At 62.8% G+C, this 18,169-nt stretch carries 20 protein-coding genes; 16 read left to right on the forward strand and 4 right to left on the reverse strand.

Going from position 1 to position 18,169, the window contains the following annotated elements:
• Positions 1-142 precede the first annotated feature (142 nt).
• From trmFO to KP004_RS07250, 5 genes are read left to right on the forward strand one after another with little or no spacing between them, the layout of a single operon-like run.
• Complete coding sequence (gene trmFO / locus KP004_RS07230; protein WP_216801663.1) at positions 143-1,453, forward strand: methylenetetrahydrofolate--tRNA-(uracil(54)-C(5))-methyltransferase (FADH(2)-oxidizing) TrmFO; 1,311 nt, start codon at positions 143-145, stop codon at positions 1,451-1,453.
• Positions 1,429-1,740, forward strand: a complete 312-nt coding sequence (locus KP004_RS21110) for a hypothetical protein (RefSeq protein WP_239026978.1) — start codon at positions 1,429-1,431, stop codon at positions 1,738-1,740. Before trmFO ends, KP004_RS21110 begins: the two co-directional genes overlap by 25 nt.
• A 23-nt stretch (positions 1,741-1,763) precedes the next feature.
• Positions 1,764-2,339, forward strand: coding sequence for a Maf family nucleotide pyrophosphatase (locus KP004_RS07240; RefSeq protein WP_216801664.1), 576 nt, complete (start codon positions 1,764-1,766; stop codon positions 2,337-2,339).
• A gap of 13 nt (positions 2,340-2,352) precedes the next feature.
• Positions 2,353-3,048, forward strand: a complete 696-nt coding sequence (locus tag KP004_RS07245; protein ID WP_216801665.1) for a YggS family pyridoxal phosphate-dependent enzyme — start codon at positions 2,353-2,355, stop codon at positions 3,046-3,048.
• A gap of 13 nt (positions 3,049-3,061) precedes the next feature.
• On the forward strand, positions 3,062-3,295 hold the full coding sequence (locus KP004_RS07250) for a hypothetical protein (protein ID WP_216801666.1): 234 nt from the start codon (positions 3,062-3,064) through the stop codon (positions 3,293-3,295).
• Here the strand turns inward: KP004_RS07250 and KP004_RS07255 are convergent.
• A complete protein-coding gene (locus KP004_RS07255; RefSeq protein WP_216801667.1) occupies positions 3,292-3,669 on the reverse strand; it encodes a hypothetical protein in 378 nt (125 codons plus the stop codon). The two genes, KP004_RS07250 and KP004_RS07255, sit on opposite strands and share 4 nt — an antisense overlap.
• 500 nt (positions 3,670-4,169) lie before the next feature.
• On the opposite strand from KP004_RS07255, the gene KP004_RS07260 reads away from it, so the two are divergent.
• The 3 genes from KP004_RS07260 (at position 4,170) to KP004_RS07270 (ending at position 7,872) form a co-directional block, all read left to right on the forward strand.
• Complete coding sequence (locus tag KP004_RS07260; RefSeq protein WP_216801668.1) at positions 4,170-5,792, forward strand: ABC-F family ATP-binding cassette domain-containing protein; 1,623 nt, start codon at positions 4,170-4,172, stop codon at positions 5,790-5,792.
• Positions 5,793-5,988: 196 nt separating this feature from the next.
• Positions 5,989-6,366, forward strand: a complete 378-nt coding sequence (locus KP004_RS07265) for a hypothetical protein (RefSeq protein ID WP_216801669.1) — start codon at positions 5,989-5,991, stop codon at positions 6,364-6,366.
• Positions 6,367-6,672: 306 nt separating this feature from the next.
• Complete coding sequence (locus KP004_RS07270; RefSeq protein ID WP_216801670.1) at positions 6,673-7,872, forward strand: class I SAM-dependent rRNA methyltransferase; 1,200 nt, start codon at positions 6,673-6,675, stop codon at positions 7,870-7,872.
• A 7-nt stretch (positions 7,873-7,879) separates the two neighbouring features.
• On the opposite strand, the gene KP004_RS07275 is transcribed toward KP004_RS07270, so the two are convergent.
• Positions 7,880-8,287 (reverse strand): bacteriohemerythrin, encoded by a 408-nt coding sequence (locus tag KP004_RS07275; protein WP_216801671.1) that lies wholly within the window; start codon positions 8,285-8,287, stop codon positions 7,880-7,882.
• 133 nt (positions 8,288-8,420) lie between these two features.
• On the opposite strand from KP004_RS07275, the gene KP004_RS07280 reads away from it, so the two are divergent.
• Positions 8,421-9,017, forward strand: a complete 597-nt coding sequence (locus KP004_RS07280) for a hypothetical protein (protein ID WP_216801672.1) — start codon at positions 8,421-8,423, stop codon at positions 9,015-9,017.
• A gap of 71 nt (positions 9,018-9,088) precedes the next feature.
• Here the strand turns inward: KP004_RS07280 and KP004_RS07285 are convergent, their stop codons facing one another.
• Both KP004_RS07285 and KP004_RS07290 read right to left on the reverse strand, forming a co-directional pair.
• The gene (locus tag KP004_RS07285; RefSeq protein ID WP_216801673.1) at positions 9,089-9,271 is read right to left on the reverse strand and encodes a hypothetical protein; all 183 of its coding nucleotides are present in this window, start codon (positions 9,269-9,271) and stop codon (positions 9,089-9,091) included.
• 77 nt (positions 9,272-9,348) lie between these two features.
• Complete coding sequence (locus KP004_RS07290) at positions 9,349-10,170, reverse strand: polysaccharide deacetylase family protein (RefSeq protein WP_216801674.1); 822 nt, start codon at positions 10,168-10,170, stop codon at positions 9,349-9,351.
• A gap of 158 nt (positions 10,171-10,328) precedes the next feature.
• On the opposite strand from KP004_RS07290, the gene KP004_RS07295 reads away from it, so the two are divergent.
• From KP004_RS07295 to KP004_RS07325, 7 genes are all read left to right on the forward strand, one after another.
• Complete coding sequence (locus KP004_RS07295; protein WP_216801675.1) at positions 10,329-10,766, forward strand: thioredoxin family protein; 438 nt, start codon at positions 10,329-10,331, stop codon at positions 10,764-10,766.
• A 101-nt stretch (positions 10,767-10,867) separates the two neighbouring features.
• Positions 10,868-11,014: a hypothetical protein gene (locus KP004_RS07300; protein WP_183347616.1), complete on the forward strand. Its 147-nt coding sequence runs from the start codon at positions 10,868-10,870 to the stop codon at positions 11,012-11,014.
• A 95-nt stretch (positions 11,015-11,109) separates the two neighbouring features.
• Positions 11,110-12,921, forward strand: coding sequence for a sensor histidine kinase (locus KP004_RS07305; protein ID WP_216801676.1), 1,812 nt, complete (start codon positions 11,110-11,112; stop codon positions 12,919-12,921).
• 1 nt (position 12,922) lies between these two features.
• Entirely contained in the window at positions 12,923-13,333 is a 411-nt protein-coding gene (locus KP004_RS07310; protein ID WP_216801677.1) for a response regulator, read from the forward strand.
• A gap of 147 nt (positions 13,334-13,480) precedes the next feature.
• The gene (locus KP004_RS07315) at positions 13,481-14,131 is read left to right on the forward strand and encodes an outer membrane protein (RefSeq protein ID WP_216801678.1); all 651 of its coding nucleotides are present in this window, start codon (positions 13,481-13,483) and stop codon (positions 14,129-14,131) included.
• A 22-nt stretch (positions 14,132-14,153) separates the two neighbouring features.
• The gene (locus KP004_RS07320; RefSeq protein WP_216801679.1) at positions 14,154-14,966 is read left to right on the forward strand and encodes a PAS domain-containing protein; all 813 of its coding nucleotides are present in this window, start codon (positions 14,154-14,156) and stop codon (positions 14,964-14,966) included.
• Between the two features lie 280 nt (positions 14,967-15,246).
• Complete coding sequence (locus KP004_RS07325; protein ID WP_216801680.1) at positions 15,247-18,081, forward strand: PAS domain-containing sensor histidine kinase; 2,835 nt, start codon at positions 15,247-15,249, stop codon at positions 18,079-18,081.
• Positions 18,082-18,169: the final 88 nt, after the last annotated feature.

Here is an 18,169-nt window from a genome sequence, read left to right on the forward strand (position 1 = left end):
AGCTGGTTTTGTGTTTCCCCTCTTTCGGTAGTTCTTGCTGTTCTTTGCGTCATTGCGTTAAATAAATGGTTTTGCTTCTCGCTTTTTTTGCGCCTTGGCGTCTTTGCGTGAGACGGTTTCGGTTTTGGTTTTAGGAGAAAGAATGACCCAGCAGATCACGGTAATAGGCGGCGGACTGGCCGGCTGCGAGGCGGCCTGGCAGGCGGCGCAGCGCGGCGTGAAGGTGCGCCTGTACGAAATGAAACCCAACCGGTACTCCGAGGCACACCACCTCCCAGGGCTGTGCGAGCTGGTCTGCTCCAACTCGCTGCGCGGCGATTCCCTTGAGAACGCAGTAGGCCTTTTGAAGGAGGAGTTGCGTCGCCTGGACTCGCTGTTCATGGAAGGGGCGCAGGCCACCAAGGTCCCCGCCGGCGGCGCGCTCGCCGTGGACCGCGACCTGTTCTCCGCCTACGTCACCCGCAAGATCGAGGAACACCCGAACATCGAGGTGGTGCACGAGGAGGTGACCGGCATCCCCCAGGACGGGATCGTGGTGGTGGCCTCTGGCCCGCTCACAACCGGAGCCCTGGCCGACGACATCGGCCGCCTGACCGGCGGCTACCTCTACTTCTACGATGCCATCGCCCCCATCGTCGCCGCCGATTCCATCGACTACGACAAGGCCTTCCGGGCCTCCCGCTACGGCAAGGGTGACGGCGACGATTACCTGAACTGCCCGATGGACGAGGAGCAGTACCACGCCTTCGTCAGTGAGATCCTTGCCGCCGAAAAGGTTGAGCCGAAGAGCTTCGAGAAGGTGGTGCACTTCGAAGGGTGCATGCCCATCGAGGAGATGGCGAGTCGCGGCGTCGAGACGCTGCGCTTTGGCCCCATGAAACCGGTCGGCCTCTGCGACCCCCGCGTCGGCGTGGAACCGTACGCGGTGATCCAGCTGCGCCAGGAGAACCGTGAGGCGACCATGTTCAACCTGGTCGGCTTCCAGACCAAGCTCACCTGGCCCGAGCAGAAACGGATCTTCCGGATGATCCCGGGACTGGAACAGGCGCAGTTCCTGCGGCTGGGCTCCATGCACCGCAACACCTTCATCAACGCGCCGCAGCTGCTCCTGGCGACCTGCCAGCTGAAGAGCGATCCCCGGGTCCTCTTCGCCGGGCAGATCACCGGCGTCGAAGGGTACGTCGAGTCCGCCTCCAGCGGCTTCGTGGCCGGGGTCAACGCGGCGCGTCTGGCGTTAGGAGAGGAGCTGGTCGTCCCTCCCGCCGAAACCGCCATCGGCGCCCTGGCGCGCCACATCACCAACACCGAGGCGGCGCACTTCCAGCCCATGAACGTGAACTACGGGCTCTTCCCGCCGCTCATCGGGCGCATCAAGAAGAAGGAAAAGCGTGGGCTGTTGGCGCAGCGCGGTCTGGAAGCGCTGCAAGCGTGGCTGCCAAAGGTAACCGGGTAGTCGCCGCGCCCCAGCGTCCCCCCCTTTGCGAAGGGGGGATAGGGGGGATTTCGGGCCGTCCGTCGGGGCGTGCCGGGGAGGGTGCTATGACGGGGAACAAGGAACAGCAGGAGATAAGCGTCGTCGGGCGGCTGCTTTCGCTGGAGGCTTTGGTCTTCGTGATGGGTGTCGCCTCGCTCATCTACGGCCTGGTCACGGGCAGTCACTGGAGGACGGTCGTCGGCATCATAGTGGTGCTGGCGATCATCCTGATCTTCCGCTATTGCCGCCGTTGTAGGGGCGAATAATCATTCGCCCAAAAGGAGAAACCATGTCCGCAACCACCATCGTCCTCGCCTCCGCATCCCCTCGCCGCAGCGAGCTGCTGGAATCCGCCGGCATCACCTTCCGCGTGCTTCCCGCCGACATCTGCGAAGACCAGCTCCCCGGCGAGGAACCTGTCGACCACGTGCTGCGTCTGGCCGAGGGGAAGGCGCGCGCCGCGGCCGGCATGACCGAGGGGCGCTTCTTCCTGGGCGCCGACACCATCGTCCTTTGCGACGGCGAGATCATGGGGAAGCCCAAAGACCACGCCGACGCGCAGCGCATGCTGAAAAAGCTCTCGGGCGTGCCGCACGAGGTGGTCACCGGGTTCGCCATCTACGACCGCGAGCGCGACGACGCCCTGGTCGAGGCCGTGCGCACCAAGGTCTTTTTCAAGGAACTCCGTGACGAGGAGATCGACGCCTACATCGCCACCGGCTGCCCCTTCGACAAGGCAGGCGGGTATGCCATTCAGGGGGGGGCGGCGCACATGGTGCGCAAGATAGACGGCTCCTACACCAACGTGGTCGGCCTGCCGCTGTGCGAGGTGGTGGAAAAACTGAGGGTGCTGGGAGCGCTGTAGAGAGGGGGACGAAATGGGAGAGATTTCCGAACATCTCGCCGCGATCCGCGCGCGTATCGCACAGGCGGCGGCCAGGGGCGGCCGCGACCCCGAGACGGTGCGCCTGGTCGCCGTTTCCAAGACCAAGCCTGCCGCGGCGATAGCCAAGGCCTTCGCCTGCGGCCAGACCGTCTTCGGCGAGAACTACGTCCAGGAACTGGTGGCGAAGCAGCCCGAGCTCCCCGCCGAAATCTGCTGGCATTTCATCGGCAGCCTGCAGAGCAACAAGGTGCGCCAGATCGCCGGCAAGGTCGACCTGATCCACTCCGTGGACCGCGTGAGCCTCGCCCGCGAGATCGACCGGCAGTGGGGTGCCCTGGGCAAGGTGTGCGACATCCTGGTCCAGGTGAACATCTCCCGCGAGGAGACCAAGGGAGGGACCAGCAGCGAGGAACTCCTCGGTCTGGTGCGCGAGTTGGCGCAACTGCCGCACCTGCGGGTGAAAGGGCTCATGACCATGCCCCCCTTTTTCGACGATCCCGAGGGGGCGCGCCCCTACTTCCGGAAACTGCGCGAGCTCGCCGAAGAGGTGAGGCAGGCCGGGATCCCGGGAGTGGAGATGCGCGAGCTGAGTATGGGGATGTCGGGCGATTTCGAGGCCGCCATCGAGGAAGGCGCGACCCTGGTGCGGGTCGGCTCCGCCCTGTTCGGCGAGCGTCACTACCACTGAAGCGGGGGAGGCCATGGTGCCAGGGCAGGAAAAACAGGTATCAAAGCTACGGCGCCCGTTCGTGGTCGTGGGCGCCGTTGTGGGAGCGGTATTGAGCGGCTGGTATCTCTACGACAGTTTCGGCCGGCGCAGCATCTCCGCCGACCCCATCTGGACCCGCTTCGTCAACGTCGCCCTCATCATGTTCGTGGCCATATTCCTGGCCAACCTGGTGCGGCGCGGCGTCGAGTCCTTCACAAAACGCTAGTCTTCCTCGGCTACCTTGGCACGTGCCGGCACCAGCGCCAGGAAGCCGGCAACCCTCTGGGCGACAAGCGATTCCAGTACGGCAAACACCAGGGATATGATTGCGTAGCAGGCCAGCGCCGCCTCCATGGAGGCCGGGATGCTCAGGTCGTGCGGGGAGTTGCGCACCATCCAGATCATGGCGACGGCCGCAGCACCGCAGCCGAACTGGCGCCACACCCAGTTGTTCTGCTCGGCGAGAAGCTGCATCAGTTGCCCGATCTCCCCCTCGAGGAAGTACCGCTCCGCAACGATCCAGGACATGTAGATGCGAGGCAGCATGACGGCGGTCATGGTCATGGTGACGGTCATCATCAGTGCGCCGAACGTGTTCATTTATCCCCTCCTGCTGACGGTTAGATGCCTTAGCCTCCCTCTAGCACAAACAACGCCCAAAAACTTCCCCGGTGACATTATCTCTCATTAAGAAGCAACTCTCGTTATTACGCAGTCTTAGACTGCTGACCGCGTGTTCCTGCGTCGCGTCACGTGGCAGGGCGGGTGGTCCCTGTACGGCATTTGAACAATTGCTGTTCGGTTATTACGCGAAACCGCCCAGCAAAGGCAAAGAACCGTTGGCCACGGAGAACATCTGAGAGAATCTGAGAAGAGATCACGGCTCAAAGCTCTTCTCTGAAGTTTAAGCCTTGCAGTCCTCAGAAGGTCCTCCGACTTTCTCCTTGTAACGGTTTTTGTTGTTTGAGGTTTTCTCCGAAGTTCTCAGATTTTCTCCGTGGCCAATGGCTGGGTTTAGTTCCTTGAAGAAAATTAAGTTGTCACTGCAGCCGCGTTCGTGCTAACGCTGATAAGTTGCGAATTCAGCACAGGGAGAAAGCATGATCCATCTGTCCAACATCACGAAACAGCACGGCTCGCAGGTCCTTTTCCGCGACGCCAGCTTCCAGATACTGCCCGGCACCCGTTCCGGCCTGGTCGGCCCGAACGGCGCAGGCAAGACCTCACTGTTCCGGATCATCACCGGAGAGGAAGAGGTGGATGCCGGCGATATTACCGTCGCCAAGAAGACGACCATCGGCTACTTCTCGCAGAACATCGGCGAAATGGCGGGACGCTCGGCACTGGAAGAGGTGATGGCTGTTTCTGCGGAGACGGTGCGCCTGGCCGGGGAATTGAAGCAGATGGAGGAGCAGATGGGGCTTCCCATGTCCGATGACGACATGGCGTCACTGCTGGAGCGCTACGGCTCCGCCATGGAGGAATTCGAGCATAGGGGGGGCTACGATCTCGACTCGCGCGCCAAGGAGGTCCTGACCGGCCTCGGCATCGGGCCGGACCGCTTCCACAACCCGGTGGAGTCCTTCAGCGGCGGCTGGCGCATGCGCGTGGCCCTGGCCGGGATCCTGACCCTGTCGCCCGACGTGCTCCTCCTGGACGAGCCTACCAACCACCTCGATGTCGAGTCGATCATCTGGCTCGAGGAGTGGATCGCCAGCGAGTACAAGGGCGCGCTTCTCATGACCAGCCACGACCGCGACTTCATGAACCGCGTGGTGAACCGCATCGTCGAGGTTGCCAACAAGACCGTCACCACCTATGGCGGCAACTACGACTTCTACGAGAAGGAACGCGACATCCGCCGCGAACAGCTCCTGGCGAGCCATAAGCGCCAGCAGGAGATGCTGGCCAAGGAAGAGGAATTCATCGCCCGCTTCGCCGCACGTGCCTCGCATGCCGCCCAGGTGCAGTCGCGCGTGAAGAAGATCGAGAAGATCGAGCGCATCGAGATCCCGCCCGAGGAGCGCGTGGTCAAGTTCGAGTTCGCCACCCCGCCCAGAAGCGGCGACGACGTGGTGATCATGGACAACCTGGGCAAGAGCTGGGACAACCCCGACGGCAGCGTGCATCCCATCTTCTCCGGGGTCACCGGGGTCATCAAGCGTCTGAGCAAGATCGCGGTGGTAGGGGTGAACGGCGCCGGCAAGTCCACCTTCCTGAAGACCATCGCCGGCCAGACCGACGCCAGCCAGGGGACCGTGAATCTCGGGGCCAACGTGGAGCTGGGATACTTCAGCCAGCACGCCATGGAGATCCTCGATCCCAAAAAGACCATCTTCGAGACGGTGCAGGACGTCATCCCGCTGGCCACCATCGGCGTCATCCGCAACCTGCTGGGCGCCTTCCTGTTCCAGGGGGACGACGTCGACAAGCGGGTCGAGAACCTCTCGGGCGGCGAGAAGAGCCGCGTCGTGCTTGCCACGCTGCTCGCGCGTCCGGTCAACTTCCTGGTGCTGGACGAGCCGACCAACCACCTGGACATCCGCTCCCGCGAGATCCTCCTCGATGCACTGGAGAACTTCCAGGGAACCGTGATCCTGGTGAGCCACGACCGCCACTTCCTGCGCAAGCTCGTCGACCGCGTCATCGAGGTAGACCACGGCGAGATGAGGGTTTACGAGGGGAACTACGACTACTACCTCTCCAAGACGGCGCATGCCTAGTCCCACTTCGCTAAAGGGGGATTTAGGGGGATTTGCTTTTGATTGAGGAGTAAAAGGGCGCGAAGCGGAAGATAGCCTAAGATAATCGCCAAGCGGCGAAGATTAACGGCGCTTACATTCATTGTTTGCCTTGAGCCGTCGCTCCGTGCTATAAGAGCCATCTGTAATTCAATGCCATCGAACCAAGGAGATTGCCATGTCGAAAAAACAAAACGAAATGACCTTTAAATACATCTTCACCTACGATTACAACCCCGTCTATGTCAACGGCGCCCACGGCGGCATCTCCCCGCGCGGCGAACTGGTCATCAACTTCTACCTCGAGCGCCAGCCGCTGCCGAACTCCATCAGCCACGAGATCACCCCGGCCGGCACCATCGGGCCGGAGACCGACGTCGAGCCGGCGGATCTGGGCCGCAGCCTGGTGCGCCAGGTCATCAACGGCGTGGTGGTGAACCACCAGACCGCGCGCGAGCTGCACTACTGGCTGGGCGAGAAGATCAAGGAACTCGACGCGATGGAGCAGGCGCGTCAGGATATGGCAGCCGAGCAGGCCGGCCAGGTCACCCACTAGGGGATCGCGACAGCGAAGTAAAAAGGGGCGGCATCCCGTACGGGATCGCCGCCCCTTAATTTTTTCTCCCCTCGAACCGCTGTTTACCCCTCCCTCCGCATGAGGAGGTAAGGGGGAGACGCAATCATATCTGCAACTTGCGGCTTCACCCACCCCCCGCCACCCTCCCGTCGAGGGAGGGGGAGAGCCGAGGGGGCCGCCCGTGTAGGGGCGAATAATCATTCGCCCGTCCACCGCCGGCACCGGGCGCGTCCTCGGAACAGCCGGCGACCCCGCCGGGCTTAGCGCACAGTTACAAGGAGTCACATGTCCAGACAGTACGTGGTAGGAAACGAGTCGGTGCGCATGATCGAGCTGGGGCATCCGTGGATCATCGCCGATGCCTATACCAGAAAGTGGCCCGCCGGTGAGGCGGGGGACCTGGTGGAGCTGGTCGACGGCGCCGGGCGCTTCCTCGCCACCGCGCTTTTGGACCCCAAGGACCGCATCGTGGCCCGGATCCTGTCCCGGCAGCGGATGCGCCTGGACCGCGGATGGCTGCAGGCTCGCCTGGAGCGGGCGGTGGCGCTGCGGAAAAACCACGCCGACCTGGATGACTCGAACGCCTACCGCCTGGTCAACGGCGAGGGGGACGGCCTCCCCGGGCTCACCGTGGACCGTTACGGCGACTACCTCATGGTGCAGGTCTACTGCTCGGGGTGGCGCAGGCATATAAAGCTCGTGACCCAGGCGCTCGATGAGGTGCTGGCGCCGGCGGGGATCTACGAGAAGGGGCGCCCCCAGAACACCCGGGAGCTGGAGTCGGAGAGCGACGACAAGAAGTACGGTCGACTGCTGGCGGGAACGGCCGCGGCGGAGCCCCTGCTGGTTCGCGAGAACGGGCTCACCTTCCGGGTCAGCCTGGAGCGCGGCCTGAACACCGGGCTCTTCCTCGACATGCGCAAGAACCGGCGCGACCTGATGGCGCGGGTGAAGGGAAAGCGCTTCCTGAACCTCTTCTGCTACACCGGCGCCTTTTCGGTCGCAGCCGCCGCCGCCGGGGCGAGCCTGGTCACCAGCGTGGACGCCTCCGCCGGTTACATGGCGCAGGCCCGGGAAAACTTCGAGCTGAACCGGCTGAACCCGAAGCGGCACGAGTTCCTGGTGGGGGACTGCTTCACCGTGCTGGACGACCTGGCCCGGCAGAAGAAGGTCTACGACGTGATCCTCATGGACCCTCCCTCTTTTTCCACCACCGCGAAGAGCCGCTTCACCACGCGCGGCGGCACCTCGGACCTGGTGGCCGCCGCGCTCAAACTGTTGAAGGTGGGAGGCTTGCTGATCACCTCCTCCAACCATCAGAAGGTGGACCTGGCGGACTACCTCAAGGAGTTGCGCCGCGGCGCGCTGCAGGGGGGGGACCAGTTGCAGGTGGTTTCCTTCACCGGGCAGCCCGAGGATTTTCCCTACCCCGTGACCTTCCCCGAGGGGCGCTACCTTAAGTACGTCATCGCCGTGAAGGGGTGAAGCGCCGTCAGCTGACGCCGCAATCGCGCAGGTACTTCGAATAGCGCTTGTCGGTGAGCTCGATGTGGTTCAGTACCCAGCTGGACAGGAAGTTCAAAAGCTCGAGGGCGAGGCCGGGACGCTTCGAGCTCAGCCGCTCCTTGAACGCGAACGCCTTGGCTATGAAGCGCTGGTGTTCCAGCTCGTGCAGCGCCATCTCTGGGTATTTATGGGTGCGGAACAGCTCCTCCTCCACGGCGAAGTGCGCCTGCGCATAGTTGAACAGGTTGGTGAGGACGTCTTCCACCACGTCGGCGGACTCGTTGTTCCTGATTGCCCGGTCCAGTTCCTCCATGAGCTGGATGAGCCTCTTGTGCTGCTCATCCACCTTGCTGATCCCTACCTCCAGACTTTCCGACCACTCTATTATTTCCATGAACCTCTCCCTTTGGGGGCGTGCTGAAAAAACTCTATCGTCCTGTGCCGTAGCCAACCGGACCACTCTGTGCTATGGTGTCGCTTCGCCGCCAACTTCGCCGCCAACTTCGCTGCATCACCCGGAGCCTGTCATGGCCGAGCACCGACAGCACGAACTGGAAATCTCCTGCCAGCAGATACTGCTTCCCGATTCGAGCGTGTACTCGGTGCAGTGGATCGAGCTCCCGGCCGAAGCGGCACTGCGGGCGACGCCGGCCTTCTTGCTGGAGCATTACTTCAAGGTGGTGCGGCGCTGCACCCTGGGGCTGATCACCCCGGTCCAGTACCCGCGCGGGGTCGAGTTCCGCATCACCGGGACCCGCTGCGCACTGCTCGCCTTCAGCGCGGCGCGCTTCGAGGCCGAAGAGGGGACGCGGTCGGTCCATCTCTGCATCAGCGGCGGTATCCTGGTGCAGCCGGGGGAATGCGACAGCGGCATGTTCTCCCTGTCGAGCGCGACCGGCGCGGATGCCGGGCGGGTCACGGTGCAGCTCTCCGATTACTGTCCCCTTCTGTTAGGGAGCAGGAACCCCTCCTGGCTGCGCAAACTCTGCTACGGCATGACGCAGTCCTTCTTCCACAAGGTGGTGACCTTCAGGTACCTCGCCTCCGTCTTTCGCGAGCTGTGTGGCGTGAAAGCGCGGGTGGCGGTCAGAAACGTGGTGGTGCGCCGGGGTACGGACATCTGACCCAAGCTACTATTCGGATACAGGGGAGAGTACTTGAGGGGATTTGCAGCGGAAGGTGATCGAGCGGCGCTCTAGTCGGGCTTCTTCTGGTTCAGCGCTTCGTAGAGCGCGATCTGTTCGGCGCTGGAGAGCTTTTTGCGCGAGCAGTGCTTGCCCCGGCACATCCTGCACCTGTCATCGGAACACCACTGGCAGAAGGTGCAGTCGGGGCAGGGATGCTTCTTACAGTTGTGGGACTCTTTCTTTTCTTCCATGTGACCGCTCGTACGGGGGCTGTGTGACAAAAAGCGGCGCCGGCATTACAGCCGTGCGCCGCTTTCCTGTTTCGGTGCTAGTACACCACGTTCCTCTTGGGGGCGGTCCCCTCGACGATGCGGGCGAACGATTTGCCCTGGTCCGCGTTGATCAGCAGGTAGCGCGGCAGCTTCATCGCGACGTCGCCGGGGCCTGCGTGGTGGGCCTCGATGGTGAAGGTCGCCACGTACCCCGCCTCGGCAGCCCTCTTAAGCAGGTAATCGTCGTAGATGCCGAAGGGCCACGCCAGAAGGTCCACCTTGGTCCCCAGCTTCTCTTCCAGCTTAGCCTTGGACTTCTTGAGCTGGGTCTGCACCGACTTCTCGAACTCGGCCGGAGCCATCTTCTTCTTGTCGCGCTTGAAGTTGGGGTGCCAGAAGGTGTGGGACTGGATGTCGAACCCGTTCTTCTGCAGGATCTTCAGCTGCTCCCAGGTCATGGCGTATTTCGCGTTGGAGATCGCTGAGGGATACACGAAGACGGTGACCGGGACGTTGTACTTCTTCGCCAGCGGCAGCATGTCGCTGAACACGGTCTTGTGCGCGTCGTCTTCGACGATCACCACCGACTTCGGCGCGGGGGCGGGTCCCTTCTTCAGGTAGTAATCCACCAGCTTCCTGAGCGGGATCACGGTGTAGCCGTTGTCCCTGAGGTACTTCAGGTGTTCCTCGAAGACCGAGGTCTTGATGGTCATACCGTCGGCCACGGTGGGGCCGAAGCGGTGGTACAGGAGTATGGGGACGTTGACGCCCTGGCCGACGGCGGGCTGGGCCGGTTTGGCGGCGGGGGTGACGGCCTGCGCGCCCGGTACGGCCAAAAGGGCGACGGCGAGGAGCAGGAGCAGGATGCGGAACTTCATACGGTACAAAACCTCCGGTTGATTTTCGAACATCCCAACATACCAGAAAGCTCGCAAATGTGAAACGCAGAATCCTCAGGACAAGGTAAGGTTCGGGAAGAAAGGCCTGGGGATGGTAGAATTCTCCCTTTACCCATCTTGGCACAAGGAGGCACCACATGGCATCTTACCAGCTCAAGTGTCCCGGCTGCGGCACCCTGAACCGCATCCCGGAGGAAAAGGAGGGGGTGGCCGGGGTGTGCGGCAACTGCCGCGCCAAGCTGCCGCCTCTCTACAGCAAGCCCCGCGCGCTCGACGACGCCGGTTTCGATGCGTTCGTCGCCGCCTACCCCGGACCGGTACTCGCCGAGTTCTGGGCCCCCTGGTGACCGCACTGCGTATCATTCGCACCGGCGGTGCGAAAGGTGGCGGCACTTCTGGCCGGGGAGGCCGCGGTGGTTCAGGTCGACACCGACGCAAGCCCCGCCCTCTCCGGGCGCTTCGGGGTGCGCGGCATTCCCGTACTCCATCTGCTTCTGCACGGAAAGTCGGTGGCACAACTCTCCGGCGCTCAGTCGGCGGAGGCGGTGCTCTCCTGGTTCAGACGTCAGCGGTGATTGGACATCACTGCGGCGACTGTAACGGCTGAGCATTGACAGCGCCTCCGTGTTTGGCAGAATTGGTGTCTATGACTTCATGATGAGGAAGGGAGGTGGCAATGACGAGGGACCAACTGCAGATCCTTGAGAATCAACTGGTGGCCAACTGCCAGTACAAGGGTATTCAGACCACCCTGCACAAGTTACTGGAGAGTCTCTATGAGGGAAAGAGCCTCGATGCCATTCTCACCGAGATGCTGGAATGAGTCGCGCACGATGACGGTAACATCGGTTGAGGGGGGCGTACCCCCCGGTAAGGGTCCTGATGTTTCGAAACGCAAAACCCACAATCCGCCGCCAGTTGTCCGTCCTGGTGGCCGCCTGCGTCCTCCCCGTGTGGCTGATAGCGGCCTTGATGGCGCGGCACGCCTACGTCACCAAGCTGGACCAGGTGAGCCGGCACCTGCTCGAGAACGCCCGCGCCATGACCATGGCCGTCGACCGGGAATTCGCCAACGTGCAGGCATCGCTCACCGCGCTTGGCAGTTCCCCCTCCTTCAGGAGCCGAGACTTCGCCGCGCTTCACTATCAGAGTAAGGAAATCCTCAAGAACTACCCCGGCGCCGACATCATCGTCGCGGATAGCACCGGGCAGCAGCTGGTGAACACCTACCGCCCCCTGGGTAGCCCGCTCCCCAGGCGCAGCAACCTGGACACCGTGCAGCGCATCTTTGCGGAAAATAAACCCGTCGTCAGTAACCTCTTTCGCGGCGCGGTCACCAAACGACCGGTGATCGCCGTCGACGTGCCGGTTGTCATCGACGGTGTGGTCGCCTACGACCTTTCCATGACCTTCCCATCCCAGGTCCTTTCCTCCGTGCTGCAAGGCCAGAACGTGTTCAAGGACTGGTACGGGACCGTGGTGGATCGCAACGGCGTGATCACCGCCCGCACCAGGAACCTGGACGAATTCGTCGGCAAGGAGCTGACCGGCGACCTGGCCACGGCCCTGTCGCGGACCAGGGAGGGGACGCTGCTCATAAAGACGGCGAAGGGGGGCACCACCTATTCCGCTTTCTCCAGGTCCTCCTTTTCCGGGTGGACGGTGGCCATCGCGGTCCCCGCGGATACCGCACTGTCCGAAATCTACAGCTGGGTAGGGTGGGCGGTGGGGCTCGGCGTCGCCATCTCGCTGCTCGGGATCCTGCTCGCCTTCTGGCTCGCGAGCCGGATCGCACAAGACATCCAGTCGCTAACGCAGCCGGCGCTCGCCATCGGCGGCGGCGAGGTTGCGCCTGCGGTAGCTACCGCTTCCAAGGAGACCTCGGAACTGGCCGAGGCACTGGTGCAGGCATCCCAGTTGCTGCAGCGCCGGGCCGCAGAGAGGGACCGGGCTGAGCGGCAGCTCTCCCTCACCATCGAGGACCTCCGCCGCGAGACGGCCGAGCGGACCCGGGCCGTGGAGGAGGTGCGTCGGCAGGAACAGCTGCTCACCCAGCAGAGCCGGCAGGCGGCCCTGGGGGAGATGGTGGGAAACATCGCCCACCAGTGGCGCCAGCCGCTGAACGCGTTGGGGCTTTTGGTGCAGCAACCCCTGCTGTTCCACGAACTGGGGCAGTTGGACAGGGCGTTCCTGGAGGAAAACGCCGCCAAGTCCATGGAGATCGTGAAGCATATGTCGCAGACCATCGACGACTTCAGGAATTTCTTCCGGCCTGACAAGGAGAAGCTGCGTTTCAAGGTCTGCGACGAGGTTGCCAAGGCGCTCTCCCTGGTGGACGGCAGCCTGCAGTCCCTGGGCGTGTCCCTGAAGGTTCAGCAGGAGGGGGACCCCGTCGTCGAAGGTTACCCCAACGAATTCGCCCAGGTCCTGCTCAACATCCTGCTGAACGCGCGCGACGTCATTGCCGAGCGCGCCGTGGTCGCGCCCATGGTGCAGGTCCGCATCGGTGAGCACGGGGGGAAGGCGGTGCTGACGGTAACCGACAACGCCGGGGGGATACCCGAGGAGATCATGGACCGGATTTTCGATCCCTACTTCACCACCAAGGGGCCCCAGACCGGAACCGGCGTCGGACTCTTCATGTCCAAGACCATCATAGAAAAGAACATGGGAGGTGTGCTCACCGCGTGCAACGTCGGGGGGGGCGCCCAATTCAGGATAGAGGTGTGACATGGCCACGACCATGATGCTTGTTGAAGACGACCGGGACACCTTGGAGATCCTTTCCGTCGTGCTGCGGCGAAAATATGCCGACCTGCTGTTGTGCACCGCGGAGAACGGCAGGAAAGGTGTTGAGCTCTTCAAAGAGCGGGATGTGGACATCGTCATCACCGACGTCAACATGCCCGAGATGGGTGGCGTCGCCATGGTTCGGGAGATCCGGGGGATGAAGCCCCAGGTCCAGTTCATCTTCATCACCGCGGATGCCGGCAGGGCGACGCTGGAACACTCGGTGGGCAACGGCTTCCAGTTGGATCACTATATCGAGAAGCCCGTCGACTACCGTCACCTTTTCGCGGCCATCGATGAAACCTTGGCAAAGATGAACCCGGCTCCCCGCGACGGCGGCATCCGGACCTGAAAGTAGAAACGAAAGGCCGTGCCCTCAAGGAGGACAAGTGCCTAAAACGTGTACAAACGTTCCTGCCCGTTGTATACTTTCGCACGCTTACATGTGCTGTGCTGTGCTGTCATGACAGAGACCCCCATCCAACAAGGAGGAATTCCGATGAAAAAGAACCTGTTCGCCGTTCTCGTTTTGACCCTGCTTGCGCTTCCCGCTGTCGCTTCGGCGACACCGCTGCATCCCGGCCCCTACGTCGCCGGCTTTGTCGGCGTCACCGTACCCGAGACCGTCAACGCCACCAGCTTCGATGGTGCGACCGCCTTCAACGACCGGATCAAGTTCGATCCCGGCCTCAACGTGGGTGGTGCCCTGGGTTTCGACTTCGGCTACTTCCGCATGGAGGGCGAGATCTCCTACAAGGACCTGCAACTGAACACGGTCACCGACCGGGATACCGGAGAGCGCTTCAGGATCGACGAAGGGAGCGTGGATACCACCGCCTTCATGGCCAACATCTTCTTCGACCTGCACAACGACAGCCCCATCACCCCCTACTTCGGAGGCGGCGTCGGGTTCGCGGCCCTGCACCTGAACGACGTGTTCACCCCCACCCTGGCCGGGCCTTTGTACCTGTCCGACGACCAGGTGGTGCTCGCCTACCAGGCAGGGGGCGGCCTGGAGCTCGCCCTGAACCGGCAGCTTTCCCTGGACCTCGCCTACCGCTACTTCGGCACCTCGAAGGCAAGCTTCATCAACAGCGAGTTCGAGGTCCAGTCGCACAACGCCACCATGGGGCTCAGACTGAAGTTCTAAGACAAGCAGGCAAGGGGCAGCCATGAACGATCTGAGCGCTCAGAACCAGGAGCTGGAACGGCAGAATCAGCAACTCCTGGATGCCTACGCCAAACTGGACAAGGCGCTGGCCCAGTACGCGGAGCTCTACGATTTCGCGCCGGTGGGCTACCTGACCCTCGGGGAGGGGCGCCGCATCGTCAAGGCCAACCTCACCTGTTGCGCCCTGCTGCACAGGGACCGTATCGTGCTGCAGGGGAAGGATCTGCTCGATTTCGTGCTCAAGGAAGACCGCCCCGCCCTGGTCGATTACCTGGGGCGCCTGTGTCAGGGAACGGGGAAGGTGAATTGCGAGCTCAGGCTGCACGACGGCACGCCGGTACTCTTGGAGTCCGTCGTCTCCCAAGGGCAGCGGGAGTGTCGCATCGTCATGCTGGACATGACCCGCCAGAAAAAGGCCGAGACCGCCTTGAGGGAAAGTGAGCAGCGTTTCAAGACCCTGGTGGAGGTCACCTCCGACTGGGTCTGGGAGGTGAACGCGGAAGGCGTCTACACCTACGCCAGTCCCAAGGTGTACGACCTGCTCGGGTACGCCCCCGAGGAGGTGCTGGGAAAGACCCCGTTCGACTTCATGCCCCGGCGCGAGGCCGATCGCCTGCTCATGATCTTCGGCGAGTTGGCGGCGCGCCGGGAGCCGTTCCACAACGTGGAGAACCTGAACCTGCGCAAAGACGGGCGGGAGGTGCTCCTGGAGACCAGCGCCGTTCCCATCTTCGATGTGCACGGCGCCTTTGCCGGTTTCCGGGGGATCGACCGGGACATCACCCACCGGCTCGCCGTGAGCCGGGACCGCTAGGGCGGTATGCACGGCTGCGACGGTAAAAGGCCGGGTCCAGGGGACCCGGCCTTTTCTGTTTGTTCTTTCTACCTGTAAGAAACCCTCCTGTTTGTCCGGCTGTAAAAGGGTATTACGGCATTATTCCTTTGTAATAAACGTGTCCTGTGATATTTTCCCGGGTACGTGACGTGTCGGGCCGGTGCCGGATCAAAAGAATTAATAGTCAAGTCTCGCGCGCAACTGGTCGACAGTACGTAATGTCATGTTCATCAGGTGCCATGTTGTCAGGTGATTAACTATGCTGAGGTTGGATACCATAACTGCACCGCTTCTTGCCTGCTTCGTCACACTCATCGCAACGCTTTATTGGGCCGACCCGCAACTGGTCCTCGAGCCGACGGCGCTGCTTCCCGCTCTCAATTCCGTTTTCCTCGCCCTGATCCCTTTCTTCATCGTGTTCGTCTGCACCCGGCTCTTTCTCGCGGTCGGGCGCGTCCCTCTGCTCATGCTCGGCTGCGGCATGCTGGCCCTGGGGGCGGGGGGGGCGGTGTCGGGATGGTTCATAGGCCAGGCCAACGGTCCCAACATAACGGTCACCATCTACAACAGCGGAGCGCTGCTGAGCGGCACCTTGCTGTTCGCCAGCGCGATCATTCCGCTGCTGGGGCTCAGGGACACACTTCCGGGGTCTCGGCTCCCGCTGGTCGTCGTCGGCTACCTCGGCGTCCTTCTCCTCTCCGGCGGCAACGTCGCTGCCGCTGTCCTCGGTCTGGTCCCCCCCTTCATCGTCCAGGGAACCGGCCCCACCCCGACCGGGAGGGGCGTGCTGGCCGTCACCATCCTGTTTTACGCCGCGACTGCCCTTTTGTGCCTGAAACAGTACCTGAACATACGGTTGGGACTGCTGCGCTGGTACGCGACCGGCCTGGCCCTGTTCGCGACCGGGCTCACCGGCGTGCTGCTGCAGAAGTCGGTCGGAAGCCCCATCGGGTGGGCGGGGCGGGGCGCGCAGTACACGGGGGGGATCTGCATCCTGATCGGCGTGCTGAGCTTCTGGAAATCCATGATGCGCACCGGCCAGCCCATCGCCGAGGCCTTCGGCGAGGTGTCGCGCAGGCGCATCAGCGAGCTCGAGCAGATGAACGCCCAACTGCAGCGGGTGATCGCCGAGCAGCAGGCGACGCAGAATGCGCTGCAGGAAAGCCGCATGCTGCTGGCCAACATCATCAGCGGCACCTCCGATGCCATCTACGCCAAGGACCTGCGCGGGCGCTACACCCTGTTCAACGCCGCCGCCGAGCGGGTCGTTGGTAAGAGCGCGGCCGAGGTGCTGGGCAAGGACGACGGCTTCCTCTTCGCGCCGGAAGAGTCCGCCGCCGTGATGAACTACGATCGCAAGGTGATCGAGTCCGGGGTGGTCAATACCTACCAGGAGGTCGTCGGCGACGCGTCCGGCCGGATCGTCACCTTCCTGTCCACCAAAGGGCCCCTGTTCGACGTCGCCGGAGAACCCTCGGGGCTCTTCGGCATCTCCCGCGATATCACCGAGCTGAAGAAGGCGCACGACGAGCTGGACAGGCTGATGCAGGAGCAGAGCAACCTCCTGGAGAACGTGCCGGCGATCATCTACAACTACTCCACCAAACGGGGCGGCCTCTTTTATTCGCCCCAGGTGGAAAAGGTCTTCGGTTACCAGCTGCAGCAGTTCTACGACGACCCGATGCTGTGGAAGAACTCCATCCATCCGGACGATATCGGCAGGGTGGAGGAGGTGATCGCCGATATGCGGGCCAAGGGACAGGGAGAGCAGCACGTCGAGTACCGCGTGCGCAACCGCAGCGGTGAGTGGATCTGGCTCCACGACGCCTTGATCAGACCGGAGGTCGCACTCGACGACACCATCATCTTCGGCATGGCCCAGGACATCACCGAGCGCAAGCACCTCGAACTGAAACTTGCCGAGAGCGAGCTCAAGTTCCGCAACCTGGTGATGAATGCGCCGTTTCTGGTCACCAACGTCGACCGCGCCGGAACCATCGAGTTCATCAACCGCTGCTCGGAAGGGTTTGATCCCACAACGGTCATCGGGACCAGCTCGTATGACTACCTGGATGGGGACAGCAAAGAGATCTACCGCGCGGCACTGGAGAAGACCTTCCTGTATCAGACGCCGCAGCGGATCATCGTCTCCGGCTTCGGGGACCGCGGCGCCATCCGCTGGTTCGAGACGGTGTTGGGGCCGCTGGTTAACGGCGGCAGGATCGAGTCGGCCATACAGGTCACCATCGACATCACCGAGCGCAAGCTCGCCGAGATGGCCCTGGAGGACGCCCGCGACGAATTGGAGCGCCAGGTTGCTGCGCGGACGGAATCGCTCACCGCGGCCAATACCCGGTTGCGCGCCGAGGTCGAGGAGCGCATGCGGGCCGAAGACCAGATCCTCGAGCACCAGAAGAAGATGGAAGCCCTGACCCAGGAACTTTCCCTCACCGAGGAGCGCGAGCGGGAAAGGATCGCGGGGGAGCTGCACGACCAGGTCGGCCAGCACCTCATCCTGGTGAAACTGAAGCTGCAGTGGCTCGCCAACGAGCTCGTCTCCGAGAAGGAAATCACGGTAGCCGAGGAGATCGACAAGCTCCTTTCCCAGTCGATCCAGGACATCCGCTCTCTGACCTTCCAGTTGCGCCCCCCCATCCTGGCCAACGCGGGGCTGGGGGCGGCCGTAAAATGGCTGGCGGAGGAACTCAGGGAAAACTACGGGCTGAACTTCGAGTTCGTCGAGGAGCAGGCCCCGCCTCCCTTCAGGTACGAGGTACGCTCCTCGATCTTCCAGGCGGTACGGGAGATCCTTTTGAACGTGGTCAAGCATTCGCACTGCAGCCTGGCCCGGATCAGGCTGGGCAATGACGGCTCCCGCATGGTGATCGAGATCGTCGATAACGGCACCGGCTTCGATCCGCAGGAGGTCGCCCGTAAGAAGAGCCGCTTAGGCGGGTTCGGCCTGTTCAACCTGCGCAGCAAGATCGAGTACCTGGGGGGAGAGCTTCTCATCGAGACCGAGGTCGGGGCGGGGACGCGGGTGGTCATCGCGATGCCGCCGGAACCGGTTGGCGCCGCCGAGGGGCATCCGTAACTGAACGGGTAGGGCTTGGGCTGCGGCCGGGGTCTGCTTGAAAAAAGACACCGGCGCATGCGCCGCATCTGACTCATACGGGAGCCAC

This window comes from Geomonas oryzisoli (assembly GCF_018986915.1).
GTDB lineage: Bacteria > Desulfobacterota > Desulfuromonadia > Geobacterales > Geobacteraceae > Geomonas > Geomonas oryzisoli.